The 26726-nt window shown below is 62.4% G+C and carries 24 protein-coding genes; 9 read left to right on the top strand and 15 right to left on the bottom strand.

Features of this window, described 5'->3' with window-relative positions:
• Nucleotides 1–17 precede the first annotated feature (17 nt).
• The 5 genes from E8M77_RS03525 to E8M77_RS03545 all read right to left on the bottom strand — a co-directional run bounded on the left by E8M77_RS03525 (nt 18) and on the right by E8M77_RS03545 (nt 4804).
• Nucleotides 18–995, bottom strand: a complete 978-nt coding sequence (locus tag E8M77_RS03525) for a TRAP transporter substrate-binding protein (protein ID WP_137129239.1) — start codon at nt 993–995, stop codon at nt 18–20.
• 52 nt (nt 996–1047) lie between these two features.
• The gene (locus E8M77_RS03530) at nt 1048–1929 is read right to left on the bottom strand and encodes an amidohydrolase family protein (protein WP_137129240.1); all 882 of its coding nucleotides are present in this window, start codon (nt 1927–1929) and stop codon (nt 1048–1050) included.
• A complete protein-coding gene (locus tag E8M77_RS03535) occupies nt 1929–3065 on the bottom strand; it encodes a mandelate racemase/muconate lactonizing enzyme family protein (RefSeq protein WP_137129241.1) in 1137 nt (378 codons plus the stop codon). Before E8M77_RS03535 ends, E8M77_RS03530 begins: the two co-directional genes overlap by 1 nt.
• Before the next feature lie 14 nt (nt 3066–3079).
• On the bottom strand, nt 3080–3985 hold the full coding sequence (kdgD, locus tag E8M77_RS03540; RefSeq protein ID WP_137129242.1) for a 5-dehydro-4-deoxyglucarate dehydratase: 906 nt from the start codon (nt 3983–3985) through the stop codon (nt 3080–3082).
• A gap of 72 nt (nt 3986–4057) precedes the next feature.
• Entirely contained in the window at nt 4058–4804 is a 747-nt protein-coding gene (locus E8M77_RS03545) for a FadR/GntR family transcriptional regulator (protein ID WP_137129490.1), read from the bottom strand.
• A gap of 170 nt (nt 4805–4974) precedes the next feature.
• Between E8M77_RS03545 and E8M77_RS03550 the strand changes: the two genes are divergently transcribed.
• Complete coding sequence (locus tag E8M77_RS03550; RefSeq protein ID WP_137129243.1) at nt 4975–5772, top strand: NAD(P)-dependent oxidoreductase; 798 nt, start codon at nt 4975–4977, stop codon at nt 5770–5772.
• Nucleotides 5773–5833: 61 nt separating this feature from the next.
• On the opposite strand, the gene E8M77_RS03555 is transcribed toward E8M77_RS03550, so the two are convergent.
• Entirely contained in the window at nt 5834–6499 is a 666-nt protein-coding gene (locus E8M77_RS03555) for a sulfite oxidase-like oxidoreductase (protein ID WP_137129244.1), read from the bottom strand.
• Between the two features lie 202 nt (nt 6500–6701).
• Here E8M77_RS03555 and modA point away from each other — a divergent pair, with 202 nt between their 5' ends.
• The 4 genes from modA to E8M77_RS03575 all read left to right on the top strand — a co-directional run bounded on the left by modA (nt 6702) and on the right by E8M77_RS03575 (nt 10060).
• Complete coding sequence (modA, locus tag E8M77_RS03560) at nt 6702–7493, top strand: molybdate ABC transporter substrate-binding protein (RefSeq protein ID WP_137129245.1); 792 nt, start codon at nt 6702–6704, stop codon at nt 7491–7493.
• Nucleotides 7494–7550: 57 nt separating this feature from the next.
• The gene (gene modB, locus E8M77_RS03565; protein ID WP_137129246.1) at nt 7551–8252 is read left to right on the top strand and encodes a molybdate ABC transporter permease subunit; all 702 of its coding nucleotides are present in this window, start codon (nt 7551–7553) and stop codon (nt 8250–8252) included.
• The gene (modC, locus tag E8M77_RS03570; protein WP_137129247.1) at nt 8249–9319 is read left to right on the top strand and encodes a molybdenum ABC transporter ATP-binding protein; all 1071 of its coding nucleotides are present in this window, start codon (nt 8249–8251) and stop codon (nt 9317–9319) included. Before modB ends, modC begins: the two co-directional genes overlap by 4 nt.
• A 258-nt stretch (nt 9320–9577) precedes the next feature.
• On the top strand, nt 9578–10060 hold the full coding sequence (locus E8M77_RS03575) for a DUF1003 domain-containing protein (RefSeq protein ID WP_137129248.1): 483 nt from the start codon (nt 9578–9580) through the stop codon (nt 10058–10060).
• Between the two features lie 18 nt (nt 10061–10078).
• Here E8M77_RS03575 and E8M77_RS03580 read toward each other — a convergent pair whose 3' ends face one another.
• Nucleotides 10079–10468, bottom strand: a complete 390-nt coding sequence (locus tag E8M77_RS03580) for a winged helix-turn-helix domain-containing protein (protein WP_137129249.1) — start codon at nt 10466–10468, stop codon at nt 10079–10081.
• Between the two features lie 158 nt (nt 10469–10626).
• Between E8M77_RS03580 and E8M77_RS03585 the strand changes: the two genes are divergently transcribed.
• Nucleotides 10627–16080 carry an alpha-2-macroglobulin family protein gene (locus tag E8M77_RS03585; RefSeq protein WP_137129250.1) on the top strand — a complete coding sequence of 1818 codons (5454 nt, stop codon included), beginning with the start codon at nt 10627–10629 and terminating at the stop codon, nt 16078–16080.
• A gap of 5 nt (nt 16081–16085) precedes the next feature.
• Nucleotides 16086–18173, top strand: a complete 2088-nt coding sequence (gene pbpC, locus E8M77_RS03590) for a penicillin-binding protein 1C (RefSeq protein WP_137129251.1) — start codon at nt 16086–16088, stop codon at nt 18171–18173.
• Between the two features lie 3 nt (nt 18174–18176).
• Here the strand turns inward: pbpC and E8M77_RS03595 are convergent, their stop codons facing one another.
• Nucleotides 18177–19493 carry a cobyrinate a,c-diamide synthase gene (locus tag E8M77_RS03595; RefSeq protein WP_137129252.1) on the bottom strand — a complete coding sequence of 439 codons (1317 nt, stop codon included), beginning with the start codon at nt 19491–19493 and terminating at the stop codon, nt 18177–18179.
• The gene (gene cobA / locus E8M77_RS03600) at nt 19490–20287 is read right to left on the bottom strand and encodes a uroporphyrinogen-III C-methyltransferase (RefSeq protein ID WP_137129253.1); all 798 of its coding nucleotides are present in this window, start codon (nt 20285–20287) and stop codon (nt 19490–19492) included. Before cobA ends, E8M77_RS03595 begins: the two co-directional genes overlap by 4 nt.
• A gap of 53 nt (nt 20288–20340) precedes the next feature.
• Between cobA and E8M77_RS03605 the strand changes: the two genes are divergently transcribed.
• Nucleotides 20341–21498, top strand: coding sequence for a cobalt-precorrin-5B (C(1))-methyltransferase (locus tag E8M77_RS03605; RefSeq protein ID WP_137129254.1), 1158 nt, complete (start codon nt 20341–20343; stop codon nt 21496–21498).
• On the opposite strand, the gene cobM is transcribed toward E8M77_RS03605, so the two are convergent.
• Genes cobM through cbiE form a run of 3 tightly spaced genes read right to left on the bottom strand, consistent with a single transcriptional unit; the run spans nt 21441 to nt 23859 of the window.
• Nucleotides 21441–22226, bottom strand: a complete 786-nt coding sequence (gene cobM, locus E8M77_RS03610; RefSeq protein ID WP_137129255.1) for a precorrin-4 C(11)-methyltransferase — start codon at nt 22224–22226, stop codon at nt 21441–21443. The two genes, E8M77_RS03605 and cobM, sit on opposite strands and share 58 nt — an antisense overlap.
• Complete coding sequence (locus tag E8M77_RS03615; protein ID WP_137129256.1) at nt 22223–22609, bottom strand: cobalamin biosynthesis protein; 387 nt, start codon at nt 22607–22609, stop codon at nt 22223–22225. Before E8M77_RS03615 ends, cobM begins: the two co-directional genes overlap by 4 nt.
• A gap of 5 nt (nt 22610–22614) precedes the next feature.
• On the bottom strand, nt 22615–23859 hold the full coding sequence (gene cbiE, locus E8M77_RS03620) for a precorrin-6y C5,15-methyltransferase (decarboxylating) subunit CbiE (RefSeq protein WP_170975731.1): 1245 nt from the start codon (nt 23857–23859) through the stop codon (nt 22615–22617).
• 1 nt (nt 23860) lies between these two features.
• On the opposite strand from cbiE, the gene E8M77_RS03625 reads away from it, so the two are divergent.
• A complete protein-coding gene (locus tag E8M77_RS03625) occupies nt 23861–24628 on the top strand; it encodes a cobalt-precorrin-6A reductase (protein ID WP_137129258.1) in 768 nt (255 codons plus the stop codon).
• On the opposite strand, the gene E8M77_RS03630 is transcribed toward E8M77_RS03625, so the two are convergent.
• The 3 genes from E8M77_RS03630 to E8M77_RS03640 are packed head-to-tail and all read right to left on the bottom strand — an operon-like array spanning nt 24592 to nt 26719.
• A complete protein-coding gene (locus E8M77_RS03630) occupies nt 24592–25356 on the bottom strand; it encodes a precorrin-3B C(17)-methyltransferase (RefSeq protein WP_137129259.1) in 765 nt (254 codons plus the stop codon). The genes E8M77_RS03625 and E8M77_RS03630 overlap by 37 nt on opposite strands.
• Complete coding sequence (locus tag E8M77_RS03635; RefSeq protein ID WP_137129260.1) at nt 25353–26090, bottom strand: precorrin-2 C(20)-methyltransferase; 738 nt, start codon at nt 26088–26090, stop codon at nt 25353–25355. The genes E8M77_RS03630 and E8M77_RS03635 overlap by 4 nt, the downstream gene beginning before the upstream one ends.
• The gene (locus tag E8M77_RS03640; protein ID WP_137129261.1) at nt 26087–26719 is read right to left on the bottom strand and encodes a precorrin-8X methylmutase; all 633 of its coding nucleotides are present in this window, start codon (nt 26717–26719) and stop codon (nt 26087–26089) included. Before E8M77_RS03640 ends, E8M77_RS03635 begins: the two co-directional genes overlap by 4 nt.
• Nucleotides 26720–26726 lie beyond the last annotated feature (7 nt).

The raw sequence follows: 26726 nt of genomic DNA on the forward strand, positions 1-26726 counted from the left end.
CCCTTCTCGTCATCGATTTACTTGACGGCTTGAACGCGCTCGAGAAGATCCTTCAGCTTCGGATCCGTAACGAACTTGTCATAGACCGGCTTCATGGCAGCCGAGAATTCAGCCTTGTCGACCTTGATGACATTGACGCCAGCGGCACGGACCTTCTGCTCGGAGGTCTTTTCGCGGGCAACCCAGAGCTCACGCATCTTGACGGTCGATTCCTTGGCGGCCTGCTTGATGATCTTCTGGTCTTCCGGCTTCAGCTTGTCCCAGCTGATCTTGGACATCACCAGGATTTCCGGGTTCAGCGAATGTTCTGTCAGGGTGTAGTTCTTCGCCACTTCGAAATGGCGGGCTGATTCATAGGACGGCCAGTTGTTTTCGGCACCATCGACCACGCCGGTTTCCAGCGAGGAGTAGACTTCGCCCATCGGCATCGGCGTCGGGTTGGCGCCGAAGGCCTGCATCATGGAAATCCACAGATCCGATTGCTGCACGCGGATCTTCATGCCCTTCAGATCGGCCAGTTTTTCGATGGGCTTCTTCGTGGTGTAGAACGAACGCGCGCCGGAATCATAATAGGTGAGGCCGATCATGCCATGCGGCTGGAATGCAGCCAGCACTTCGTCGCCGATCGGGCCATCGACCGTCTTGTGCATATGTTCCGTCGAGCGGAACAGGAACGGCATGCCGAATACGACCGTTTCCTTGACGAGATTGTTGAAGGGCGCTGCGTTGACGCGGTTGAGATCGATGACGCCGAAACGTGTCTGCTCGATCGTGTCCTTTTCGGAGCCGAGCACGGCGCTCGGCATGACCTGCACCTTGATGCGGCCATTGGTGCGCTCGGAAATCAGCTGGCCCATGAACTTGACCGCTTCAACCGTCGGATAGCCGTCCGGATGGATGTCAGCCGAGCGAAGTGTGATTTCCTGCGCATGCGCGGTGATGGCCGTGCCCATGGCGACGCCAAGAGCAAGTCCCAGAATCTTCGTTAGTTTCATCTTATCCTCCACGTGGTGAAATGCCTGAGCCTCCTGCTCAGGCATTGGTCTGTTATGCTTTAGCCTCCGTCCAAGCCGGCAAGCCGAACAGCTCTTCCGGATTGTCGATCAGCGCCCGGTGAAGGCTCGTCTCGTCGGGCAGCCAGCCAAGCACGGTATCCGTGAGGCTTGCGTCGTCGGGATAGTCCTTCTGTTCACGGGCGAGATTGTGCGGCCAGTTGGTGCCCCAGACGATGCGTTCGGGGGCATGGCTGGCAAGCATGCGGGCGATGTCTGCCACGTCCTCATAGGCAGGGCCGCCGCTCTTGGAACTTTCGTAGACGCCGGCAAACTTGAACCAGCATTTGCCTGCATCGATCAGGCGCCGTGTCGCGGCAATCTGTGGGCTCTCAACCGTCACGCCGCTGAAGAACTTGCCGTGGTGATCGAAAACCCAGCGGGATTTCAGCGCAGCAAGGCGCGTCTCATGGTCGAGAATATGGCTGCCGTCGAACTGGATGGCGAGCATCAAGCCGCGTGCAGCAGCTTTCGCATCAAGGGTTTCCAGTGCCGAAAGATCGGTGGCGCCGCCGGGTAGGTCCATGATGCGCAGACCAACGACGCCCGCTTCCCCCAATGCGTCGAGTTCCGCGTCGCTGACATCGGCGCCGACGGCGGCCACGCCGCGTGCCACATCGCCCATTTCCTTCAGGCAGGCGATGATATTGCCATTGTCGCGCTGCTGGGCATTGCCCTGCGTGATGATGACCCGGCCGATGCCGAGCCAGTCCATCAACTGACGATACTGCTGAGGTGTCGGCAGATCGCCGGCCGGCAGGCCGGGGCCGCCGGGAAGGGCTGGAAAGCCGGGCAGGTACATGTGCATCTGCGTATCGACGCTGCCTTTCGGCAGCGCGATCTTCGGCTTCTTGCCCGAAAGGGTGCGAACCAGCATCATGCGTCTCCCATGCGAAATTCGACAAGCGCATCGCGGTTGATCTCGATGCCGAGGCCGGGGCCGTTCGGGATCACGACCACACCGTTCACATGCTCGATCGGCGTCTTGATGATCGCCTGGCGGAAGGGATTGTGCGTGCGGTCAAATTCCAGGATCGGCTCGATGGGGTTGAGCCGCACCGGGCTTGGCACCATGGAAGCCATGAATTGCAGGGCAGCGGCAATATGAACGGCCGTACCCCAGACATGCGGCACGACGCGCACGCCATGCAGCGCCGCCATATCCGCCACCCGCTTGGCTTCGGTAAAGCCACCCACGCCGGCCAGATCCGGCTGCAAAATATCCACGCAGCGCGTTTCGACCGGTTCCTTCATGCCCCAGCGCGTATGCCAGGTTTCGCCGCCTGCAACCGGGATCGGCTGACGGGCGCGCACTTCGCGATAGGCGGCCAACTGCTCGGGAACCACCGGTTCCTCGAACCAGTCGATGTTGAGTTCGGCTGCCGCCTGGCCGAAGCGAATGGCTTCCACCGCATCATAGCCGTGATTGGCATCGACCATGATGCGCATGTCGGAGCCGACGGCTTCGCGGGCGGCACGCACCACACGCAGATCTTCCTCGACACCAAAGCCGATCTTGAGCTTGGTGGCGTGAAAGCCTTCGGCCCAGTAGCGGGCCACGTCTGTGGCATTGTCTTCGACGCGGTCGACGCCATCGCGCTTGAAGCTGCCGGTCGCATAGGCCTTGACGCTTTCCCGAAAACGCCCGCCCAACAGCGTGGAAATCGGTACGCCGAAACGCTTGCCCTTGATATCCCAGAGCGCGATATCAATGCCTGACAGGGCGGTGATGGTCAGACCACGCTGGCCCTGGTCACGCAGGGCATTGTAGAGCCTTGCCCAGATCTTCTCGTTTTCCAGCGGATTTTCGCCGATTAGCCAATTGGCATAGGCTGCAACGACGGCTGCATTGGGACGAGCCGGGCCGAGGCATTCGCCCCAGCCCGTCGTGCCGTCATCGCACTCGATTTCCACCAGAACATGGGCCCGGCGATCAAAGCGCATGGAGGCGCTTTCGAACGCCACGTCGAGCTTGTGTTCGAGAAGATGGGTGCGGACCGCGACGATCTTCATGTTCTGTACTTTCCTCAACGCTTCCAGGAACCGATGAGTTCGAGCATCATGCCCTCTTCTTCCTTGGTCAGGTCGTCGAGCGGCGGGCGAACCTTGCCGGCATCAAAGCCCTGCAGGCGCACGCCGGCCTTGATGGCGGCAACCGCATAACCCTTGCGGCGATTGCGGATCGCCATGAACGGATAGAAGAAGTCACGCAGGATTTCTTCGCAGCGTTCGCGGTTTCCAGCGCGCAACGCCTTGTAGAATTCGACAGCCAGACCCGGCACGAAGTTGAACACAGCCGAGGAATAGGTGGTGAAGCCGGCGCCGAGATAGGCTTCGGCAAACAGTTCGGCCGTCGGCATGCCGCCGAGATAGGTCAGCCGGTCGCCCATGGTCGCGGTGATCTGGCGCACGAGGCCGATATCGCCGGTGCCGTCCTTGAAGCCGACCAGGTTCGGGCACTCGTCGCACAGGCGCTGCAGCGTATCGACGGTGAGAACCGAATTGTCGCGATTGTAGACCATCACGCCGATGCCGACGGATTGGCAGATTTTCTTGACGTGCTGGTAGAGGCCTTCCTGCGGCGCATCGATCAGGTAATGCGGCAGAAGCAGGATGCCATCGGCGCCGGCCTTTTCGACCGATTTCGCCAGCTCGACGCCAACATAATTGCCAAAGCCGCAGCCGGACACAATGGCGGTATCGCCGGAGGCTTCCTTGGCCGCCTTGACGATGCCGGGAATTTCATCAGGGGAGAGCGAGAAGAACTCGCCCGTGCCGCCGGCGGCAAACAGAACCGGCGCGTCATAGCCCGACAGCCACTCAATGTGGCGGCGATAGCTTTCCGGCTGGAACTGGCCTTCGCCATCGAAATGGGTCACGGGAAAGGACAGAAGGCCAGCGCCGAGCGCCGCCTTGATCTCTTGTGGCGTCATAATTGCAAATTTCCTCTGTAGGTGTCTCCTCCGTTACCGGTCGTATATATTCGCCATACAAGTGTCAATAAGTTATCTTACAAATTGCCTTTGCTCGCGCAAAAGCGCCCGATAGCGGGCCTGGCTGCCACGCAAATGTTTGCGCATGGCCTCGCGCGCACCCTCTTCATCGCCGGCCGAAATGGCGGTGACGATGGCGCTGTGCTCCTCGGCGAGCAGTTTGATATAGGCCGCCTGATCCTCTTCGGTCTCCTCATTGCGCAGGGCTGCGCGCGGAATGACGCTTTTGCCGATCATCGACAGGAAGTCGCGGAAGCGTGGATTGTTGGTGGCTTCGGCAATGGCCAGATGCAGGGCGAAATCCGCCTCGCTGCTGGGCTTACCCTGTTCAACGCAACTCTGCACCGCATAGTGACAGTCGATGATGACTTCTTCCTGGGCGGGTGAGCGGCGAATGGCGGCAAGGCCTGCGGCCTCCACCTCCACGGCGGTGCGCAATTCGAGAAATTCGATCACCGACGAAACGCGCGCATAATCGATGTTTTCAATCGACATGGGGGCCGGCGATGCCGGGCTGGGCGGATCGAGCACGAAGACGCCGGCGCCCTGGCGCGCTTCCACCAGCCGGTCGGCGCGCAGCGCAGCGATCGCCTCGCGCACCACAGTTCGGCTCACACCATGGGTTTCGCCCAGTTGCGCTTCGCTTGGCAGTTTGCTGCCCGGCGTGAACTGACCGGCCAGAATGGCCTGGCGCAGAACATCGCCCAGCCGGGACGCCAGCGTGCCCGCGCCGCCTGCGGGTCTGCTTTTCGTGGCCATGTTCATGCTGCAAATCCCTTTTTCCGTTGCCCTTGGCGGTTGGCGGCAAGGATTCGTCAACCGATTGACATAGCTGTATCGTGTTGACGCTCTCCTGCCAACATGTATGATAAATCCATCTGGCGGCGAGACAAGTCTTGTCTCGACTACCGCTGTCCAAGGAGGATCTCGTGAAAAGACTGTTGATTACCGGCGCGGCCGGCGCGCTGGGTCGTGCCATGCGTGTGCGCCTTGCTTCTTCTGCCGAAACGCTTCGCCTGTCCGATATCAGTGACCTGGGGGCAGCCGGCCCTAACGAAGAACTGATGCAATGCGATCTGGGTGATGCCGATGCCGTTCACCGGCTGGTCGAAGGATGCGATGGTATTCTGCATCTCGGCGGCATTTCGGTGGAGGACAAGTTTTCCAAGATCCTCAATGCAAACCTGCTTGGCCTCTACAATCTTTATGAGGCGGCGCGGGCCCATGGCCATCCGCGCATTCTGTTTGCCAGCTCCAATCACACGGTCGGCTTCTATCGCCAGGACCAGCATATCGACGTGACGGCGCCGATGCGTCCGGACGGCCTCTACGGCGTTTCCAAGTGCTTCGGCGAGGCGCTCGCCCGCATGTATTTCGAAAAGTTCGGCCAGGAAACCGCGCTGGTACGCATCGGCAGCTGCATGGAAAAGCCCAGCAACCACCGCATGCTATCCAGCTGGATGTCCTATAGCGATTTCAAGCTGTTGATCGATTGCGTCTTTCGGGCACCGATGCTCGGTTGCCCGATCATCTGGGGCGTTTCCAACAATGATGCCCGGTGGTGGGACAATTCCCACGCCACCTATCTGGGCTGGAAGCCGCAGGACAATGCCGAAAGCTACCGCGCTGAACTTGATGCGACGCTCGGTCGCCCCGACCCGACGGCGCCGCTTTCCCTCTATCAGGGCGGCAATTTCATCATGGACCCGATCTTTCCGGAAAAGTGAGAGCCTTCCTGCTCGGGACTTTCAGCGGCCGCCCATGGGCGGCCGTTTGCCTTTACCGTGGTCAGTCGTCGGAATAGCGTTCTTCTGCCCAGGGGTCGCCGCGCATGTGATAGCCGTTCTTCTCCCAGAAGCCCGGTGCATCCTTGCGGGTAAACTCGATGCGTGTCAGCCACTTGGCGCTTTTCCAGAAGTAAAGATGTGGCAGAACGAGGCGCATCGGCCCGCCATGTTCCGTGGTAATCGGCTGGCCTTCCCAGTGGGTGGCAAGTACCGCATCCTCGGCGGCGAAGTCCGATAGGGCAAGGTTGGTGGTGTAGCCATCAAAGCTGGTCAGCATCACCGCATCGGCGTCCGGTTTCGGATGCACCAGATCGAGCAGTTCGCGCACCATCACGCCCTGCCAGGCATTGTCGTAACGCGACCAGGTGGTAACGCAATGAATGTCGGAGACGGTCTGCGTCTGGGGTAGGGCGCAAAACCCTTGCCAATCGAGCGTTAGGTCATTTTCCACCGCGCCGCGCACATCCAGCCGCCATTGCATTTCTGAAATCTGCGGCTGCTGGCCCAGATCCAGTACCGGCCAGTTTTTCACCAGGTGCTGGCCGGGTGGCAGCCGATCGGTTTCTGGCCGGGTGATGCGGCCGGTCAGGAACTTCCCCTGCGCAGCCCATTTCCGCTTGGTGGTCGTCAGCTTGCTATCCTGCGGTTGCGAAGGCGTATCGACCATGGTCTGTCCTCGTGTTTCGCGACGGTGTCGCCACCGCATGGATTAGGTGGGAAATGGTCGTCATCCGTCAAGTCTCTGGCGGGGGCGGCTCACCAATGGAGGAGAGATCGGCGACAATCGAAATATCTGAATAAACATAACGCTTTTCATTTGCGTGTGAGGCGTTATGTTTCACGAAATATTTCGATCAAGGAGAACGGCAATGTCGAGTGGAAAGACTGTGGCCAACTGGGCTATTCGAGGACTAGCAGTGCTCGCCGTCGCACTCGGTCTTGCATCGGAGCCGGCTTTGGCTGCGGAGAAGATCACGGTGTTTGCCGCGGCCAGCATGAAGACGGCACTCGATGCCGCTAATGCAGCCTATATGCAGGACACGGGGCAGGAGGTTGCCGCTTCCTATGCGGCAAGTTCAGCGCTGGCGCGGCAGGTGGAAGCCGGTGCGCCGGCGGATGTCTTCCTGTCTGCCGATCTCGACTGGATGGACTATCTGGCGGAAAAACATCTCATAAAGCCGGAGACCCGCCGCAACCTCCTCTCCAATCGGATTGTGCTGATCGCGCCGAAGGACAATGCCCGGCCGGTCGCGATCGCACCGGGCTTTGATCTCTCAGGCCTGCTGGGCGATGGCCGTCTTGCCATGGGCTCTGTCGAGAGCGTGCCGGCCGGAAAATATGGCAAGGCGGCACTGGAAAAGCTTGGCGTCTGGGACCGTGTTTCGGCAAGGGTCGCCGGTGCCGAAAATGTCCGCGCGGCGCTGGCGCTCGTCTCGCGCGGCGAAGCGCCCTATGGCATTGTTTATGAAACCGACGCGAAGGCCGATCTGGGCGTGGCGGTGGTCGGTCTCTTTCCGCAAGACAGCCATCCGCCGATCATCTATCCATTGGCGCAGTTGACCGCCTCGCAGAATTCCGGTGTCGCCGCCTATCTGCAGTTTCTATCGTCTGACAAGGCTGCCGATCTTTTCCGGCAGCAGGGCTTTACGGTTCTGAAATAGGGTCATTCCTTGGCTGGGGCCGCGTTCGGTTTGGTCGTTTGAACGGATTGGTGTCTTGTGGGTGATCTGTCTCTCAGTGCGCAGGAATGGGCCGCGATTTCGCTCAGCCTCAAGGTGTCGCTGGTTGCGATGCTGGCCAGCCTGCCGTTTGGCATCGTGGTTGCCTATGTGCTGGCGCGCGGGCGTTTCTGGGGAAAGTCGCTGCTGAATGGCGTGGTGCATCTGCCGCTCATCCTGCCGCCGGTGGTGACGGGCTATGTGCTGCTGATCCTGTTTGGTCGGCGTGGACCGATCGGCGCTTTCCTCGCTGATAATTTCGGCATCGTCTTGTCCTTCCGCTGGACCGGGGCAGCCCTTGCCTGCGCCGTCATGGGTTTCCCGCTTCTGGTGCGCTCCATCCGGCTGTCGATCGAGGCGGTGGATCTGAAACTCGAGGAGGCCGCCGGCACGCTTGGTGCCTCGCGGGCTTTGGTGTTCCTCACCATCACCCTGCCGCTGATCCTGCCCGGCGTGCTGGCCGGCATGATCCTTTCCTTTGCCAAGGCCATGGGCGAGTTTGGCGCCACCATCACCTTCGTCTCCAATATTCCCGGTGAAACGCAGACCCTGTCTGCGGCCATCTACACCTTTACCCAGGTGCCCGGTGGCGATGCGGGGGCGCTGCGCCTCACCCTCATTGCTATCGCGATTTCCATGGCCGCACTTCTGGCCTCCGAAGCGCTGGCACATGTGGTGTCGAAAAGGATCAAGCCGCAATGACGCTGACCGTCGAAATCCGTCATCGGCAGGGTGATTTTACGCTTGATGTCGTCTTTCAGTCGGAAGGTGGGGTGACGGCGCTGTTCGGCCGTTCCGGCTCGGGCAAGACGTCGGTCCTGCGTATGCTCGGCGGCCTGACCAGGCCAAATGAGGGGCGGCTGGTGCTGGATGGCGAGGTGCTGTTTGACAGTGCGCGGGGCGTGAGCATTCCGCCTCATCGCCGCCGCTTTGGCTATGTCTTCCAGGAGCCACGCCTTTTTCCGCATCTGACCGTGCGCCAGAACCTGTTTTACGGCCACTGGTTTGCCGGGCGCGCCCGCACCGGTGCCAAGGAACCCTCGCGCATACTCGACATGCTGGGCATTGCCCATCTGGCTGAGCGGCGTCCCGGCAATCTGTCCGGCGGCGAGCAGCAGCGCGTATCGATCGGTCGCGCGCTTTTGTCGGCGCCGCGCATGCTGTTGATGGACGAGCCCCTGTCGGCGCTGGATGAGGCGCGCAAGGCCGAGATCCTGCCTTATCTCGAACGTTTGCGTGACGAACTGGACCTGCCGATCCTCTATGTCAGCCATTCGGTATCGGAAGTGGCGCGGCTGGCGGATCGTGTCGTGGTGCTGGCCGATGGCCGGGTGGAAGCGACCGGCAATGCAAGCAAAATTCTCGGTGCCGTGTCGCCAGCCACCGGTCGCGAAGCCGGCAGCGTTCTCTCGGGCCGCGTCACCGCGGTGGATGCCGCATCAGGCCTTGCCACCATCGGCCTGTCGGGCACGCAATTGGTTGTGCCGAAAGGCGCGCTTGAAATGGGCCGCGCGCTTCGGGTTCACATTCCGGCCCGCGAAGTGCTTCTGGCAACTGTGCGGCCGCAAGGTATCAGCGCGCTCAATGTGTTGGAAGGGACGATCCAGTCGATCAGTCTGACCGGTGACGGGGCGGCGGATATCCAGCTGGCCTGTGGCGGCGAATATGTTCAGGCCCGCCTGACCGCGCTTTCGGTGCAGCGTTTGCACATGGTGGTGGGAATGCCTGTGCATGCCATCATCAAGACCGTGGCGCTGGGTGTTCGCTGATCGCGAAAACGTGACATCAAGCGCCTGCCTCAGTGCAGCATTCGATGACTTTTCCATTTGACGCATGTCCCTTACAGGCATACGGCGGTCTGGCGCACGCATCGTGCGTCTTCCTATTCAAACCGACCCCCGAGGGGATCATGCCAGACAACGATCATAGTCGATTGACCGCGCCACCTGTGGCGGCCGCGCAGAGCTGATCCTGATCGGCTTTCTCCGCGACCCGCTGCAGGCGGCCGGTCGATCTGGAGGTGAGCCATGAATGCAACCATCCGTTTTTTCGCTGAACAACTGCGCCGTCCGGGCGGTAGCAAGGACCCGAACGAAATTTTTGCCGAACGCTCGACCTTTGGCGATCGCCTGGCTGACCGCGTTGCCGCCATTGGCGGTTCGTGGAACTTTATCATCGGCTTCACCCTGTTCCTGGTTGCCTGGGCAATCCTGAATACGGTGGTGCTGGCTGCCAACGCCTTCGATCCGTTTCCCTACATCTTCCTCAACCTGATGCTGTCGATGGTGGCCGCCCTTCAGGCGCCGGTGATCATGATGAGCCAGAACCGCCAGGCAGCCAAGGATCGTCTGGCCGCCCGGCTGGATTATGAAACCAACCTGCGTGCCGAAGCAGAAATCGCCACGCTGCACGCCAAGGTCGATGCGCTGACGGGGGATATTGCCCTCCTGATCCGCATGCAGGTCTCGGAACAGAGTGATGAAACGGGCGTTGAGCCCGTATCGAACTGAGGGTGACGGAGCCGGTGATCAGTCCGGCTCTTTCTCCTGCCCTGGGGCGGAATGGCTTTGCTGAAGCCGAAGCCATTCCAGTTCGCCGGCCATGGCGGTTTCGGCCGCCTTTTCCATGGCCCGAAACCGGACAAGCAGTTCTTGGCCAAACGGGGTCAACTGCGCCCCGCCGCCCTGTTTTCCGCCGCGCTGGCTATCAACCGCAGGTTCAGTGAACATATGGTTCAGCTGATCGACCAACAGCCAGGCGCGACGATAGGACATATCCATGGCCCGGCCGGCGGCAGATATTGAGCCGGTATCGCGGATGTGCTCCATCAGCTCGATCTTGCCGCGACCGAGCCGGCTTCCGGGCGCAAAATCGATCCGCAGCACGATCCGGATCGGGTCTTTCTCGCAGGTTGGCATGGTGTGGCCTGTCTCCGTGCCGTTGCATTCACCTTCAGCATCTACCAAGACCGCCGGCAAATCCATAGAACCAAAAATGCTGCAATGCTTTCAATTGACAACCTCATGTGATCGTCACAAGACTCGCGTATATTAGCCGCAAGCTTCGGGAGGACATGATGTCTAAGCGTGCGTGGTTCGGTTTATCCGTTTTACTGGCCGGTCTTGTTCTGGGGCAGCCCCTCCAGGCGCAGCAATCCGACCGCCAGATCGAGACTGTCGAGGATAGCGACTATCTCGGCTTTGACCTGCGCACGGTGAAGAACGTGACCCAGGCTCAGTGCGAAACCGCCTGCATCGGTGACCGTTCCTGCCGGGCCTTTACCTTCAACGTAAAGGCGAAATGGTGTTTCCTCAAATCCGACTATAGTCAGCTGAATGATTTTCCCGGCGCCGTGGCCGGCAAGATTGTCACATCCGCAGCCGATCCGGATATTGGCGCGGCCGAACGGCTGGCCTTCCTTGCCCCCGAGGTGAAAACGCAGGCGGATGCGCTCTATGACGGGTTGGACATGCCGGCGGGTTTCGAGGGCCAGGGGCTGGAGAGCCTGAAGGCCTCGGCACAGCTTGATATCATCAATGGCGATATTCCCGGTGCGCTCAATGCCTTGACCGGTGCGCTCTTTGTCGAACCGGATGATGCGACGCTGTGGATCGAGATGGCTCGCGCCGCCGGCACCATCCGCGGTGATGCGGACTATGTGACGAAATCCCTGTTGGCTGCCATCAATGGCTATGATGTTTCTCGCACCGCGCCACTGCGCGCCGATGCCTTGGCGCAGATCGGCGAGGCGCTGGAGGCCCAGGAGAATCATCGCGGTGCCATCAACGCTTTCTCGGCAAGCCTTGATTTTGTGGCGTCAAAGACGGTGCAGGCGCGGCTGAACAGCCTTCGCGAGCGCTGGGGCTTCCGGGTGCTGGAACATAGCGTCGATGCCGACAGCATCAACCCGCGCGCCTGCGTGCAGTTTTCCGAAACGCTGGTGAAGGGCACGGATTATACGCCTTTCGTGACGTTGAACGGTGCCGCGCCCAAGGCGCTGGAAGCCAAGGACAAGCAGATCTGCGTCGAGGGCCTGACGCATGGCGAGCGCTACCGGCTGACGCTGCGGCGTGGCCTTCCCTCGTCTGTCGATGAAGTGCTGCAGGCCACTGTCGATCTCGACATCTATATCAAGGATCGCTCGCCCGCCGTGCGCTTTACCGGTGACAGTTTCGTTCTGCCTTCGACGGCACGGCGCGGCATTCCGCTTGTTTCGGTGAATACCACCAGTGCCAATCTCAAGCTTTTCCGCATTGGTGACCGCAATATCGCGCCGCTGATGACCAATTCGCAATTTCTCACCCAGATGGACGGCTATTCGGCCGACCAGATCGAGGAAACCAATGGCGAGCTTGTCTGGCAGGGGTCGATCGACATTGCCCAGGACGTCAATAAGGATGTGGTGACGAGCTTCCCGGTCGATGAGGTGCTGCCCAAGCGCAAGCCCGGCGTCTATGTGCTGACGGCAACGTCTGGCACCGGCAATGTCAATGAATGGGATAACCGCGCCACCCAGTGGTTCGTGGTTTCCGATCTTGGTCTTTCCACCTATGCCGGCACGGATGGTTTGAACGTCTTCGTGCGGTCGCTGGCAAGCGCCGAACCGGCCTCCGGTATTACGCTGCAGCTTCTGGCCAAGAACAACGAGGTTCTGGGGCAGGCAGTTACGGATGCATCCGGTCGCGCCACCTTCAGCGCCGGCCTGATCCGCGGAACGGCGTCCATGGTGCCGGCTGTGCTGACGGCTGCCAAGGGCGAGGAGGATTATGTTTTCCTCGATATGACGCGCGCCGGTTTCGATCTGTCGGATCGCGGCGTGACCGGCAGGCCGGCCCCCGGTGCCATCGATATCTATGCCTGGACCGAGCGTGGCATCTACCGGCCCGGCGAAACGGTGCATGCGGCGCTGCTCGCCCGCAATAGCGAGGCCGGTGCCATCGACAACCTGCCGCTCACCTTCGTTTTCCTGCGTCCGGATGGCGTGGAGGACCGGTGGATGTCGGGCAGTGGCACGCTTGGCGGCTATACGGTCGATCTGCCGGTGCAGGACAGCGCCATGCGCGGTACCTGGACCATGCAGGTGTTTACCGATCCCAAGGGATCGCCGATTGCCGAGAAGCGCTTCCTGATCGATGATTTCGTGCCGGACCGTATCGAGTTTGATCTTGCAAGCGAAAATACGGAGATTGTCGTTGGCGACGATGTGCCGGTGACGGTGGATGGTCGCTATCTCTATGGCGCGCCGGCCGCGGGCTTGAGCCTTGAGGGCGAGATCGTGTTGAAGCGCACCCGCACCCGCGAGGCCTTCCAGGGCTATGTCTTCGGTCTGGCCGACGAAGAGGCCTCCGAGGCCGAGCGTCTGCCGCTCGAAGGGCTGGACGTGCTGGACGCAGATGGCAAGACCAGCTTTGATGGTGGGCTAACCGAGCTTGCCTATACGACACAGCTGACCGATGCCGAGATCGTCGTGCGTCTGAAGGAAGGCGGCGGCCGGGCCGTGGAGCGCATCCTGAAGCTTCCAGTGCGCGCCGATGGTCCCCGCATCGGTATCAAGCCGGAATTTTCCGGCGAACTGGCTGAAAATTCCATCGGCAATTTCAATGTCATCATGATTGGCGAAAATGCCCAGCGCCAGCCGGCCAAGGGTCTGACCTGGAAACTGGTGAAGATCGAGCGGGACTATCAATGGTATCGCGAGGGCAGTTCCTGGCGCTATGAGGCGGTCAATCGCACCAAGCAGGTGGCCAATGGCACGCTGAATGTGGTCGCCGCCGACGGCGGCAAACTGGCCGTGCCCGTCCAATGGGGGCGCTACCGGCTGGAGGTGACAAGTCCTGATCCGGATGGCCCAGCCAGCAGCGTGGAATTTGACGCCGGCTGGTTCGTCACCGCAAGTTCCACCGAAACGCCGGATGCGCTGGAAGTGGCGCTTGACAAACAAAGCTACAAGATCGGAGAAACGGCCAAGTTGAAGGTCTCCTCGCGCTATGCCGGCCAGCTGATGGTGATGAGCGGCGCCGAGCGGGTGATTGCCGTGCAAAACATTGCCCTCAGTGAGACGGGCGGCGAAGTGGCCATTCCCGTCACGGAAGACTTCGGCGCCGGTGCCTATGTGACGGCAACGCTCTACCGGCCCGGCAATGCACAAGAGAGCCGCATGCCGATGCGCGCCATCGGCATTACCTGGTTGAAGGTCGATCCGGAAAGCCGGGACCTGGTGGTGAACCTGACGGCGCCGGAAAAGACGCTGCCGCGCCAGCCGCTGGAGATTGCCCTTGCCGTTCAAGGGGCGGGTGCCAATGAAGAGGCCTATGTGACGGTGGCCGCTGTGGATGTCGGCATCCTCAACCTGACCCGCTACGAGCCGCCGGCACCGGACAACTGGTATTTTGGCCAGCGGCGCCTGGGGCTTGAGATCCGTGATCTTTACGGACGCCTGATCGATGGGTCGCTCGGCGCGACCGGTCGGCTGCGCACCGGCGGTGATGGCGGAAGCACTGCCCTGCAGGGAAGCCCGCCCAAGGAAAAGCTGGTGGCCTTCTTCACCGGCCCGGTAAAGCTGGACGGCGAGGGCAAGGCCCGCGTCTCCTTCGATATTCCGCAGTTTAACGGCACTGTGCGCGTCATGGCGGTTGTCTGGACGAAAAGCGGCGTGGGTCATGGCACGAAGGATGTGGTGATCCGCGATCCGGTGGTGCTGACGGCAAGCTTGCCGCGCTTCCTCGCACCGGGTGATGAGGCAAGCCTGCGCCTCGACATTGCCAATACCGATGCGCCTGCCGGCGACTACCAGCTGGCGGTGACGACGAATGCTTTTGTCGGCACCGAAGAGGCGCGCGCGACCCGCAGCATTCGGCTGGAGGCCGGGGCAAAGCATACGGTTCGCCTGCCGATCCGCGGCATCCGTCCGGGCGATGGCTCCGTGACGCTGACGCTATCGGGCAATGGCATCGGGTCGCTGCAGCAGCGTCTTGATCTTCCGGTGCGCCCGGCGGTTCTGCCGGTGACGGAACGGCGTGTTCTGGCGCTCGCTCCCGGACAGAGCCTGACCGTGGATGGCAATCTGCTGGCCGATGCGCAGCTTGCCGGCGCATCCGTGGCGCTCAGCGTGACGCGCTCTGCCGATTTCGACATTCCGGCGCTTCTGATGTCGCTCGACCGCTACCCTTATGGCTGCGCCGAGCAGACAACAAGCCGGGCCCTGCCACTTCTCTATCTGTCGGAACTGTCGAAACAGAATGGCGTGGCGGATGATCCGGCGGTCAAGACCCGCATACAGGAGGCGATCCATCGCGTGTTGTCCTACCAGTCATCGGCGGGAAGTTTTGGCCTTTGGGGGCCAGGCTCCGGCGATCGCTGGCTCGATGCCTATGTAACGGACTTCCTCACCCGGTCACGCGAACAGGGATATGACGTGCCAGAACAGGCGCTGGTGCAGGCGCTTGAGAACCTGCAGAACGCGCTCGCCTATGACGTCAATATCCGCGATCAGGGCAGTTCGGTCGCCTATACGCTCTATGTGCTGGCCCGCAATCGCAAGGCTTCGATCAGTGACCTGCGCTATTATGCCGATACGATGCTGAATGATTTCCCAACGCCGCTGTCCAAGGCGCATCTGGCCGCTGCTCTTTCGCTCTATGGTGATGCGCAGCGGTCGAAAACGGTGTTTGCCTCGGCGCTGCAGATGACCGAACAGTCGGTCGTCACGCCGGTCAGCCTGTCTCGTTCCGATTATGGCTCGCAATTGCGCGATGGCGCAGCGGTTCTGGCGCTTGCTGCCGAAAGCCGCCCTGTGCCGGCAGTCGTTCCGCAACTGGCCTCTGTTGTGGCCAAGGAGTGGCGCGCCAAGCGCCACACCAGCACGCAGGAACAAGTCTGGATGCTGCTGGCCGCCCGTGCCCTGCAAAAGGGTGACGATGGGCTGAAGGTGGAGGTGGGCGGTCAGGTGACGACCGGTCGTTATGACCAGCGGCTGAGCGGTGACGATCTGCTGGCAAGCCCGGTCACGCTCACCAATCGGTCAACCGATCCGGTGTCTGCCGTGGTCACGACGATAGCAACACCCAGCCAGCCGCTGCCGGCGGGCGGTGATGGATTCGGGATCTCCCGCGCCTATTACACGATGGAGGGCGAGGAGGTGAGCGTCAGCGAGGTTGAGCAGAACCAGCGTTATGTGGTGGTGCTGACGGTGAACGAGAGCAATGCCTGGGCCTCGCGCATCCTAGTTCAGGACCTGTTGCCCGCCGGGTTCGAGATCGACAATCCAAGCCTGGTCGACAGCGCCCAGCTTGCCAATTTCGAATGGGTGGGTGAGGTGCAGGCGGCCCATACGGAATTCCGCAACGACCGCTTTGTGGCAGCCTTCGATCGCAGCGAGGGCGACAATCGCGAATTCATGCTGGCCTATGTGGTGCGTGCGGTCACCCCCGGCACCTATGATCATCCGGCAGCCAGCGTGGAAGATATGTACCGGCCGCAGCTTTCGGCCCGCACGGCCAGTGGCCGCATGCAGGTGCAGGAAGCGCAGTAAAGCCGATGCGGCGAGCGGTAAAATGGACATTGGGTGCGGCGGGCGTTTTTACGCTCGGCGTATCCGCTGTTTTTTGCCTTGCCGCTGCCGATCGCGCCTTTCCGCCACCACTGGAGGCAGCAAGGGCCGTCTCGGCCGAAGTGCTGGATGCGGATGGCAATCTGCTGCGTGCCTTTGCCACCAAGGATGGGTTCTGGCGGCTGAAGACACTGGCTGCCGATGTCGATCCGCAGTTCCTGCGCATGCTGGTCGCCTATGAGGATCGACGTTTTCACGATCATTCCGGCATCGACCTTTACGCCATGGGCCGGGCCGTCTGGCAGTTTGCCAGCCATGGCCGCATTGTCTCCGGCGCCTCGACGCTTTCCATGCAGGTGGCACGGCTGATCGAGCCACGCGAGAACCGTTCGCTGCTTGCCAAGCTGAAGCAGATGGTGCGAGCCGTACAAATCGAACGCCGGCTCTCTAAGGCTGATATTCTCGATCTCTACCTGACGCGCGCCCCCTATGGCGGCAATCTGGAAGGGGTCAGGGCGGCAAGCCTTGCCTATTTCGGCAAGGAGCCGCGTCGGTTGTCGCCGGCGGAGGCAGCGCTTCTCGTTGCCCTGCCACAATCACCCGAAGCACGCCGGCCGGATCGCTTTCCGGAGGCTGCGCGTGCCGCTCGCCAGGGCGTTCTGGCGCGCGACAATGTCGCCCTCGTTCTGGGCGGTGAAAGTGAGGCCGAACGGGCAGCACTGGTGCCTGTGCCGGACACGCGCCGGCAATTGCCGGCACTGGCCGCCCATCTGGCGGAAGCGGCGCTGCGCAAGGCGCCCGGTGAACAGCGGCATGTAACGACGCTGCGCAAATCCATTCAGGAAGGGCTGGAGGCGGTGGCCAATGCGGCCGCATCCGACCTGCCGCCGAAGACCTCGCTTGCCATGCTGATGGCGGATTCGGTGACTGGCGAGATTGTCGCGGAAGTCGGTTCTGCCGATTATTTCGATGTGTCGCGCTCCGGCTGGATCGATATGACGCGGGTGACGCGCTCGCCCGGCTCGACGCTGAAGCCCTTCATCTATGGCCTTGCCTTCGAAGACGGGCTGGTGGCGCAGGAAACCATTATCGAGGACAGGCCGTCGGATTTTTCCGGCTACCGGCCGCGCAATTTCGACATGAGCTATCAGGGCGATGTCAGCATTCGCCAGGCGCTGCAATTGTCGCTCAACGTGCCGGCGGTCAGGCTTCTGGAAGGTGTCGGCCCGTCGAAGCTGATGGTGCGCTTTCGCCGTGCCGATGTGCGACCAGTCCTGCCGGCCAATGAGGCGCCGGGGCTTGCCATCGGGCTTGGTGGCGTCGGCATGACGCTGAAAGATCTCGTGCAGCTCTATGCGGGTCTGGCCAACCAGGGTTGGCCGGTCATTCTAGGCGATGGCGTGCGCGATGAGCCGAAACGGGAGGGCGGCCAACCGCTGCTTGATCCGGTCGCCGTCTGGACCGTCACGGATATTCTGTCGGACGTGCTGCCGCCTCAGGGTGCCCGCAAGCTCGGCCTCGCCTACAAGACCGGCACGAGCTATGGCTACCGCGATGCCTGGTCCGTCGGCTATGACGGGCGCTATGTGCTGGGTGTCTGGGTGGGCCGTCCAGACAATGGCGCCGTGCCGGGCATTACCGGTTATGGCACTGCGGCGCCGCTTTTGTTTGAAGCCTTTGCGCGATCAGGCGTTGCGATTACCGCCCATCCCTCGGCCCCACCCGGTGCGCAGCGGCTGGCGCTCACCGATCTGCCGCTTGGCCAGCGCCGCTTTTCGACCCTTTCCAACGGCCTTATCCGGGCTTCCTCGCGCGAACCTGCGCCGCAGATCGTCTATCCGCCGGAAGGCGCGCGCGTCGATCTTGGGGCAAGATCCGGTGGTGATCTGTCGCCATTGGTGCTGAAGCTGCAGGGCGGACGGGCGCCCTTCCGCTGGCTGGCCAATGGCAAGCCGCTCGAGGAGATGTCGCGCAAGCGCACATCCGAATGGCTGCCGGATGGTGCCGGCTATTCGACGCTGACGGTGATCGATGCCATGGGGCGGGCGGCAACGGTTCGCGTCTTTATCGAGTGAGATTCAGATCGTCACGCGGGCAATGGCGTGAAAGAAAGTGCCGGTCACATGAGCGCGCCTGCCACCGGAACGGCCGATCGGCTGGCCGGTGCCATCGGCTATCGTCGCAAAGGCCTCATCTGTGCCGGGATCGGTCACCTTGGCATAGTGGAATTCATGGCCGCGGATCACCTGGCCGGTTTCCCCCAGTGGTCCGTCAGCCAGAAGCGTCGCCTGTCGGTATCCAAGGTTCATCTTGCGGGTTGCGAAACTGGTGGAATGCGACAGAAGCCCGGTCATGGCATGCGTCGCTCCGTTTGCATCCTCCAGCCCTTCGCCGAGAACCATGTAGCCGCCGCATTCGCCATGCACCGGCCTTGTCTCGGCAAACCGGGCAAGGCCGGTGCGAAAGACTGCAGCCGCTGCCAGCTGAGGGGCATGCAGTTCCGGATAACCGCCCGGCAGCCAGCATGCATCGCAATCTTTTTCCGGCGCTTCATCGGCAAGCGGCGAGAAGGGCACGAGTTCGGCGCCAGCTGCGCGCCAATGGGCGCCCAGGTGCGGATAAAGGAAGGTGAAGGCGGCATCCGAGGCAATCGCCACGCGCTGCCCGGGTGGCGGCAGATGAGCCCCGGTTGCGCCGCGATCCGGCGCGATTTCGATGGCGAGAGACAGGATCGCATCCAGATCAAGCGAGGTCTCCATCACGTCCGCCAGCCGATCGATATGGCTTTGGATGGCCGGCTGCTCGCTTGCCTGCACGAGCCCCAGATGCCGTTCGGGCAGCGAAAGTTCGCCATTGCGCATGACGGCGCCGACGACATCCATGCCGGCCTGTTCGATGGCAGCCTTTGACAGGCGCACATGCCGCTCGCTGCCGGCCCGGTTCAGCACAACGCCTGCCATCCGCACCGCCGGATCGTAATGGCGGAAACCGATGGCGACGGCAGCCGCCGTCTGGCTCTGGCCGGAGACATCCAGCACCAGCAGAACCGGAATACCGAGCAGGCGGGAAAGGTCTGCGGCAGCACCGGTGCGCCCCTGGCCGCCATCTATACCGTCAAACAGGCCCATGGCGCTTTCGATCAGCAGCAGGTCGGTGTCTTTGGCCGCCTGGCGTAAAAGATGGGCGACCAGGTCCGGCTCCATGGCCCAGCTGTCGAGGTTGAGGCCGGGAAGGCCGGTGGCGGCCTGGTGAAAGCCCGGATCGATATAGTCCGGCCCGGATTTTACGCCGCGCACACGGATGCCGCGACGGGCAAAGGCGCGCAGCAGGCCGATGGTAACGCTGGTCTTGCCAGAGCCGGAGCGCGGAGCGCCGATGATGAGCGCACGGGTCATGGCGTGTTTCCTGTCGATGGCACCAGAAGTTCGCGCATGGTGACGATATCGCCGATGACAATCAGGGCCGGTGCAGCAAAGCCCTGATGCTCCACTTCGGCGGCCACTGTGGCAAGTGTTGCCGTCAACAATCGCTCCTCGCCGGTCGTGGCCGACATGATGACGGCGGCCGGCGTTTCCGGAGCGCGTCCGCCCTCCATCAGAAGCCGGCTGATTGTCGGCAGGGTCTTCAAGCCCATATAGACGACGATCGGTTCCTTCGTGCGCGCCAATGCATGCCAGTCGAGATCGTCTTCGGTGCCGGCCGCATGGCCGGTCGCCAGCGTGATCGCCTTGCTCATGCCGCGCATGGTGGCGGGAATGCGCACGCAGGCAAGCGCTGCCAGCGCCGAGGTCATGCCCGGCAGCACGCGGAAGGAAATGCCGGCCTTCACCAGCGCTTCAGCCTCTTCGCCGCCGCGCCCAAAGATGAAGGGGTCGCCGCCTTTCAGGCGCAAAACGCGCTTGCCTTCGCGCGCCAGCCGGATCAGCGACAGGGTGATATCTTCCTGCGCTGTCGATGGCTTGCCGCCGCGCTTGCCGGCATAAAGCACCTCTGCCTGCGGAGCAAAGGCCAGTACGTCATCGGATACAAGAGCGTCGTGCACGATGATATCGGCCTTGGACAGCGCGTCGATGACTTCCAGCGTCAGATAGCGCGGATCGCCCGGACCCGCCCCCGCCAGCCAGACATGACCGGGAAAAAACACGGGCAGGCGGTGCGCCAGATGCTCAAGGGCTGAGGCGACAATCATGCGCAAACCTTTTGCCGGTGACGCGGAGTGCGGTCACCGCTATAGAAACGGGTATGGAAGCGGAAAGCGAAGAAGCAAGAGCCAGTGATTTGCGTCGTGGCTGGACCACGGGCACTTGTGCGGCGGCGGCGGCGAAGGCCGCATGCTCTGCGCTGCTCGGTCACGGCTTTCCGGATCCGGTGGAGGTCACGCTGCCCGGTGGCCAGCGCCCCGGCTTTGCGCTTGCGCTGGAAGAACTGGGCAACGGCTTTGCCCGCGCCGGTATTCTGAAGGATGCGGGTGACGACCCGGATGTCACGCATGGCGCGCTGATCATCGCTACGCTGCGGCATGGCGAAAGGGGCGCCGGCCTGCGTTTTCTGGCCGGTGAAGGTGTCGGCACCGTCACCCGGGCAGGGCTTCCCATTCCACCGGGAGAGCCGGCGATCAACCCGGTTCCCCGCCAGATGATTGCGGCATCCATTGCCGAAATTGCCGGCGAGTTTGCTGATTTCGATGTCGAGATTTCCATTCCGGGCGGCGCGGAACTGGCGCAAAGGACGCTGAACGGACGGCTTGGCATTGTCGGCGGCCTGTCCGTGCTGGGCACGACCGGCATCGTCATTCCGTTTTCCTGTTCGGCCTGGATCCATTCCATCTGGCGCGGCATCGATGTGGCGCGGGCGGAAGGTCTGACCCATGTGGTGGGCGCCACCGGCATGACCTCGGAAAAAGCTGCGCAGGCGCATCACCAGCTGCCGGAAACCGCGCTTCTCGATATGGGCGATTTCGTCGGCGGCATGCTCAAATATCTGCGCCGGCATCCGGTGGAGCGGGTCACGGTCGCCGGCGGTGTTGCCAAGATGACCAAGCTCGCCCAGGGCATGCTCGACGTGCATTCCAAGCGCGGACTGGCGGATCTGGAGGCGCTGGCCATGTTGGCCGCAGATCTGGGTGCCAGCGAAACGCTGAAGGGCGAGATCCGCAGTGCCAATACGGTGGCGCTCGCCTTTCAGTTGGCGGCGCGCGATGGACTGCCGCTTGGCGAGAGGATTGCAGCCTTGGCCTGGCAAACGGCCGCCGGCGCCTTGCGCAGCCCACAGATCGCGCTCGAAATCCTGGTGTTCGATCGCGACGGACAACTGGTTGGGCAGGCACCGTTTACGCCGTCCGATCATGCCTCGTCATTTCCTTTGGGGGCATCCTTGGGCGAGCGGAATCGGCGCACGTAATCGGTGCTATAAAGCGCGCTCTCGCGAAAATTCTCCGCCGAAAGGCCCGGCCCGACAAAGATCAGCGCTGTGCGCTCGATCGGGTCTTCGGCCACCTTGGCGGCGATATCGGCCAGCGTGCCGCGCAGGATCTTCTCGTCCGGCCAGCTGGCCTTCACCACGATGGCGACCGGGCAATTGGCACCGTAGAAGGGTGTCAGCTCGTCAACAATGCGCGCAATGGCGTGGATGGCCAGATGAATGGCAAGCGTTGCGCCGCTTGCAGCAAAATTGGCGAGCGTTTCCTTTTCCGGCATCTTGGAGGCCCTGCCGGAAATGCGGGTGAGGATCAGGCTTTGGACGACTTCCGGAATGGTGAGTTCCCGTTGCAATGCGGCAGCGGCTGCGGCAAAGGAAGGCACGCCCGGCGTCAGCGTATAATCAATGCCCAGCCGGTCGAGACGGCGCATCTGTTCGGCCACCGCGCTCCAGACGGAAAGATCGCCGGAATGCAGGCGGGCAATATCCTCGCCGGCCTCTGCTGCGCGCAGATATTCCGCTTCGATCTCGTCCAGTGACAGCGAGGCCGTATCGACGATACGGGCGCCTTCAGGGCAATAGTCCAGCAGTTCGCGCGGCACGATGGAGCCGGCAAACAGGCAGACGGGGCAGCGGGCGATGATATCTCGCCCGCGCACGGTAATCAGATCGGCAGCGCCGGGGCCGGCGCCGATGAAATGAACCGTCATGCCGCTTCCCCGCTGATGGCAATGGCGCAGGTGACGCCCTGTGCCACGTGACGCGGGCCAACCAGCCGCGCATTTGTGCCGGCAGCGGCCAGCACGGCGGCTTCGCAGAAGCTTGGAATTCCTACATGCGCCATGCTGTGCGGCGAAAGCGTCAGCGTGCGCGGCGATACGTCTTCCATGTCCATGTCGGAAACGACGATCAGATCGACGCCCAGGCGTTTTGCGGCTTCCAGAAGGCCATCTTCCTCAGCCTTCAACTCGCCAGTGGCAAGGATCTGCGGACGGCTGCCGGCATGTCCGCAAGCCGCCAGGGCCTCATCGATCACGGCCAGAACCGTTTCAGCGCTCGTGCCTTTGCGGCATCCAATTCCTGCGGCAATCATTGTCTCTATCCTTTCTTGTTAAAAATCCATTGGGTGACCGGCATGGCTGGTCGCCAGCCTGTCATGCGGCCGACAGGCTCTGCCCGATCGACCGAAATCCGTGTGAGCGTTCCGCCCAGGCGGGCGTGCGCATCCAGAAGCACCTGCTCCATTTCCAGCGTCACGGCATTGGCCACCAGTCGCCCGCCCGTCTTCAGGCCAAGAAGCGCCGCGTCCAGAACGCCATCGCCGCTGCCGCCGCCACCGATGAATATGGCATCGGGTGCCGGCAGGCCGGCAAGAGCCTGCGGCGCCTGGCCCTCGATGACTTGCAGCCCCGGCACGCCAAAGCCTGCCGCATTGCGGCGCGCGCGCTCCGCCCGTTCGCCATGCTGCTCGATGCCGATGGCTTGCAGCGAAGGGTGGGCAAGCATCCATTCAATACCGATGGAGCCCGAGCCTGCACCGATATCCCAGAGCAGTTCGCCGCGACGCGGGGAAAGGGCCGAGAGCGTCATGGCGCGGATCTCGCGCTTGGTGATCTGCCCGTCATGCTCGAAAAGATCATCGGTAAGCCCGCAGCCGAGCGGCAGGATGCGTGCCTGTGGTTCGGCCTCCACTTCCAGCGCCACCAGATTGAGCGGGTCGATATCCGTCAGTGTGAAATCGCTTGCCAGCGTGCTGCGGATCTTCTGGCTCTGACCGCCCAGCGCCTCGAGGATCATGAGCCGGCTAAGGCCGAAGCCGAGCTCAGTCAACAGCTGCGCCAGTGCTGCGGGGCTCTGCGCATCCGAGGTCAGCGCCAGAACCTTTCGGCCCGGATGCAGAAGCGGACGGATGAGGTCGAGCGCGCGGCCATGCAGCGATACGGTGTCGATATCCTGCAGCGCCCAGCCGAGCCTTGAGGCGGCGAGCGAAAAGGCCGATGGCGCCGGATAGGTGATCAATTCGGACGTCTCGACATGCCGGGCAAGGGTGACGCCAACGCCGAAGAAAAAGGGATCGCCGGAGGCGAGCACGCAGACCTTCTCTCCGCGAAGCGCCAAAACATCCGTCATGCTCGCATCAAACGGCTGCGGCCAGGCGCGGGCCCGTCCGGTGATTGCCGCGCCGGCAAGCTCCAGATGGCGTTTGCCGCCAAACACGGTCTGCGCTTGCGAAATCGCCTGTCTTGCCGCCTCACCAAGACCGGCAAGCCCATCTTCGCCAATGCCGACGATGGACAACCAGGGCCGGGCGGCTAGAAGAGAGGGTAATGTCTCAGGAGCCATGATGCTGCACTCCATTCTCATTCTCGGCGGCACGACCGAAGCGCGCCAACTGGCCGAGCGCCTCAAGGATATGCAGCGCTTCCGGCTGGAACTGTCGCTTGCCGGACGCACGAAGGTGCCGGTCGCCCAGCCGGTGCCGGTGCGTATCGGCGGCTTTGGCGGTGCCGAGGGTCTCGGACACTATCTGAAGGCGCAAAACTTCGATCTGCTGGTGGATGCCACGCATCCCTATGCGGCCCGCATTTCCGCCAATGCCGCAAAGGCTGGCGAACTCTCCGGCGTTCCGCTGATTGCCTTGCACCGCACCGGCTGGACGAAGCAGGAGGGCGACCGATGGCACGAGGTGGATAGCGTGGAGGCCGCCGTTGATGCCTTGGGAGAAGTGCCGCGCCGGGCCCTCCTGGCGCTTGGCCGGCAGGAGCTGCTTCCCTTCGAGACGGCGCCCCAGCATATCTATCTGGTGCGCAGCGTCGATCCGGTGGAGCCGCCGCTTGCCCTGCCGCAGGTGACTTATCTGACGGCGCGTGGACCGTTTCGCGAGGCGGACGAACGTGCACTCCTCACGGAAAATCGTATCGAGGTGATCGTGTCGAAGAATTCCGGCGGTTCTGCCAGCTACGGCAAAATTGTCGCTGCCCGCAGTCTGAGACTTCCGGTCATCATGATCCGTCGTCCGGTCCTGCCAGACGTGCCCGCGTTCCAGACGGTGGATGCGCTTGCCGACCATATCGCTCAGGCCTTTCCCGCTGACCAGCTGCGCGGCGAATAGACAAGCGGCTGGCCGCCGTCGCGGTGGATCAGCCGCGTCTCCACTGAACCGATGATGATGCAGGTCGACATGTCGGCCATGTCGGAGCGGGCGCTGTCCAGGCTTTCGATGCGGATCTTCTCGTCCGGGCGGCCGGCAGCACGCCCGAAGATGACGGGAACGTTGCCCGGCAGATGGGCGCGCAGGATATCAAAGGCCTGCGTCAGCTGGTGCGGACGCGCCTTGCTGACCGGATTGTAGAAGGCCATGACGAAGCCGGCATCGGCTGCCGCAATCAGCCGTTTTTCGATGACGCTCCAGGGCTTCAGATTGTCCGACAGCGAAATGGTGCAGAAATCATGGCCAAGCGGCGCGCCGGCCTTGGCGGCCACGGCCAGCATGGCGGTAACGCCTGGAACGACAGCAAAATCCACGTTTGCCCATTCCGGCGGGCCGGCTTCCATCGCTTCGCAGACGGCAGCGGCCATGGCAAATACGCCCGGATCGCCACCCGAAACGACGCAAACATCTGCGCCCGAGGCGGCAAGCGTCAGCGCTTGGGCGGCACGGGAGATTTCCTCGCGATTGTCGGAGGCATGGGCGCGCTGGTCTGGGCGGAGCTCAAGGCGCTCCACATAGGGGCCATAACCGAAGAAATCGGAGGCAGCATCCACGGCGGCCAGTGCTTCCGGTGTCACCTGGAGAGGGCTGCCGGGGCCAAGCCCAATGACGGTCAGCTTTCCTGTCATGGCCGATGTTTCCAGCCGGGCACCAGCACCAGCGAAAAATAGGGTGCCGGCGTCTCGTCGCGGTCCGCAAGCGGCATGGCGGCGCCATTGGCCATCGTGCCGCGCTCCACATAGATCGCGCCATCGAGCTTGCCGACGGCGGCCAGTGCGCGGCGGATCTTCGGCAGGTTGCGGCCGACCTTCATAATGACGGCGCCATCCGTGCCGGCCAGCCGCGTGGCCAGCACATCTTCCGGCAGGGTTCCGGGCAGCACGCTCAGGATATCATCGCCCTGTACCAGCGGCATATTGGCCATGGACCAGCAGCCCGACATGGCCGTGACGCCGGGAATGACTTCGGCCGGAAAATGTGGGGCAAGCCGCAAATGCAGGTGCATATAGGAGCCGTAAAACAGCGGATCACCTTCGCTCAGCACCGCGACATTGCGCCCGGCCTTCAGGTGTGTGGCGATGGCGTCCGCCGACTGGTCGAAGAATCCGTCTATGGCGCGCTTGTAGCTGTCGGTATCCTTGTCCTCTTCCACCGTCACCGGATAGATGAGCGGCAATTCGATCACATCGGCGCGCATATGGCCGTCCACGATGGTGCGCCCATTGCCTCGCGCACCGCGTTTGGCAAAGAAGGCCAGCACATCGGCGCCATTCAGCGCCTTGACCGCTTTCAGGGTCAAAAGCTCCGGATCACCGGGGCCGGTGCCAACGCCAAACACTTTTCCAGGGGCAATCTCGCTCACAGGCCAGCCCTCGCCAGCGCATTGACGGCAGCTGCCGTCATCGCAGATCCGCCCATGCGGCCCTTGACGATGGCAAAGGGAATGCCGTGCAGGTTTTCCGCCAATGCGTCCTTGCTCTCGGCGGCGCCCACGAAACCGACCGGCATGCCGATGATGGCCGCCGGCTTCGGGCAACCGCGATCCAGCATTTCAAGCAGGTAGAAAAGTGCGGTCGGCGCATTGCCGATGGCAATCACCGCACCTTCCATGTGCTCGACCCAGAGTTCAAGGGCTGCGGCAGAGCGGGTATTGCCGACGCGCTTGGCAAGCTCCGGCACTTGTGGATCGCGTAGCGTGCAAATCACCTCATTGCTGGCGGGCAGTCTTGCGCGTGTCACGCCATGCGCGACCATCTGCGCATCGCAGAGCACCGGCTTTCCGGTGAGAAGGGCTGTTCGGGCGGCAGTGACGAAATCGTTCGAAAACTGAAAATGCGCGGCCGCTTCCACCAGCCCGCAGGCATGGATCATGCGGATTGCAACTTCTGCCTCTTCCTCCGAGAAGGGCGAGAGATCGGCCTCGGCACGGATAATCGCGAAGGACTTGGCGTAGATCGCATCGCCATCGCGGATATAGTCATATTCGGTCATCATGGTC

Origin of the sequence: Rhizobium sp. FY34 (assembly GCF_005222845.1) — a bacterium.
Taxonomy (GTDB): domain Bacteria; phylum Pseudomonadota; class Alphaproteobacteria; order Rhizobiales; family Rhizobiaceae; genus Neorhizobium.

Excerpts from the sequence above, each read along its gene's own strand:
- E8M77_RS03525 (WP_137129239.1), bottom strand. The coding sequence starts at position 995 with ATGAAACTAACGAAGATTCTGGGACTTGCTCTTGGCGTCGCCATGGGC.
- E8M77_RS03530 (WP_137129240.1), bottom strand. The coding sequence starts at position 1,929 with ATGCTGGTTCGCACCCTTTCGGGCAAGAAGCCGAAGATCGCGCTGCCG.
- E8M77_RS03535 (WP_137129241.1), bottom strand. The coding sequence starts at position 3,065 with ATGAAGATCGTCGCGGTCCGCACCCATCTTCTCGAACACAAGCTCGAC.
- kdgD (WP_137129242.1), bottom strand. The coding sequence starts at position 3,985 with ATGACGCCACAAGAGATCAAGGCGGCGCTCGGCGCTGGCCTTCTGTCC.
- E8M77_RS03545 (WP_137129490.1), bottom strand. The coding sequence starts at position 4,804 with ATGGCCACGAAAAGCAGACCCGCAGGCGGCGCGGGCACGCTGGCGTCC.
- E8M77_RS03555 (WP_137129244.1), bottom strand. The coding sequence starts at position 6,499 with ATGGTCGATACGCCTTCGCAACCGCAGGATAGCAAGCTGACGACCACC.
- modA (WP_137129245.1), top strand. The coding sequence starts at position 6,702 with ATGTCGAGTGGAAAGACTGTGGCCAACTGGGCTATTCGAGGACTAGCA.
- modC (WP_137129247.1), top strand. The coding sequence starts at position 8,249 with ATGACGCTGACCGTCGAAATCCGTCATCGGCAGGGTGATTTTACGCTT.
- E8M77_RS03575 (WP_137129248.1), top strand. The coding sequence starts at position 9,578 with ATGAATGCAACCATCCGTTTTTTCGCTGAACAACTGCGCCGTCCGGGC.
- E8M77_RS03580 (WP_137129249.1), bottom strand. The coding sequence starts at position 10,468 with ATGCCAACCTGCGAGAAAGACCCGATCCGGATCGTGCTGCGGATCGAT.
- E8M77_RS03585 (WP_137129250.1), top strand. The coding sequence starts at position 10,627 with ATGTCTAAGCGTGCGTGGTTCGGTTTATCCGTTTTACTGGCCGGTCTT.
- pbpC (WP_137129251.1), top strand. The coding sequence starts at position 16,086 with ATGCGGCGAGCGGTAAAATGGACATTGGGTGCGGCGGGCGTTTTTACG.
- E8M77_RS03595 (WP_137129252.1), bottom strand. The coding sequence starts at position 19,493 with ATGACCCGTGCGCTCATCATCGGCGCTCCGCGCTCCGGCTCTGGCAAG.
- cobA (WP_137129253.1), bottom strand. The coding sequence starts at position 20,287 with ATGATTGTCGCCTCAGCCCTTGAGCATCTGGCGCACCGCCTGCCCGTG.
- E8M77_RS03605 (WP_137129254.1), top strand. The coding sequence starts at position 20,341 with ATGGAAGCGGAAAGCGAAGAAGCAAGAGCCAGTGATTTGCGTCGTGGC.
- cobM (WP_137129255.1), bottom strand. The coding sequence starts at position 22,226 with ATGACGGTTCATTTCATCGGCGCCGGCCCCGGCGCTGCCGATCTGATT.
- E8M77_RS03615 (WP_137129256.1), bottom strand. The coding sequence starts at position 22,609 with ATGATTGCCGCAGGAATTGGATGCCGCAAAGGCACGAGCGCTGAAACG.
- cbiE (WP_170975731.1), bottom strand. The coding sequence starts at position 23,859 with ATGGCTCCTGAGACATTACCCTCTCTTCTAGCCGCCCGGCCCTGGTTG.
- E8M77_RS03625 (WP_137129258.1), top strand. The coding sequence starts at position 23,861 with ATGCTGCACTCCATTCTCATTCTCGGCGGCACGACCGAAGCGCGCCAA.
- E8M77_RS03630 (WP_137129259.1), bottom strand. The coding sequence starts at position 25,356 with ATGACAGGAAAGCTGACCGTCATTGGGCTTGGCCCCGGCAGCCCTCTC.
- E8M77_RS03640 (WP_137129261.1), bottom strand. The coding sequence starts at position 26,719 with ATGACCGAATATGACTATATCCGCGATGGCGATGCGATCTACGCCAAG.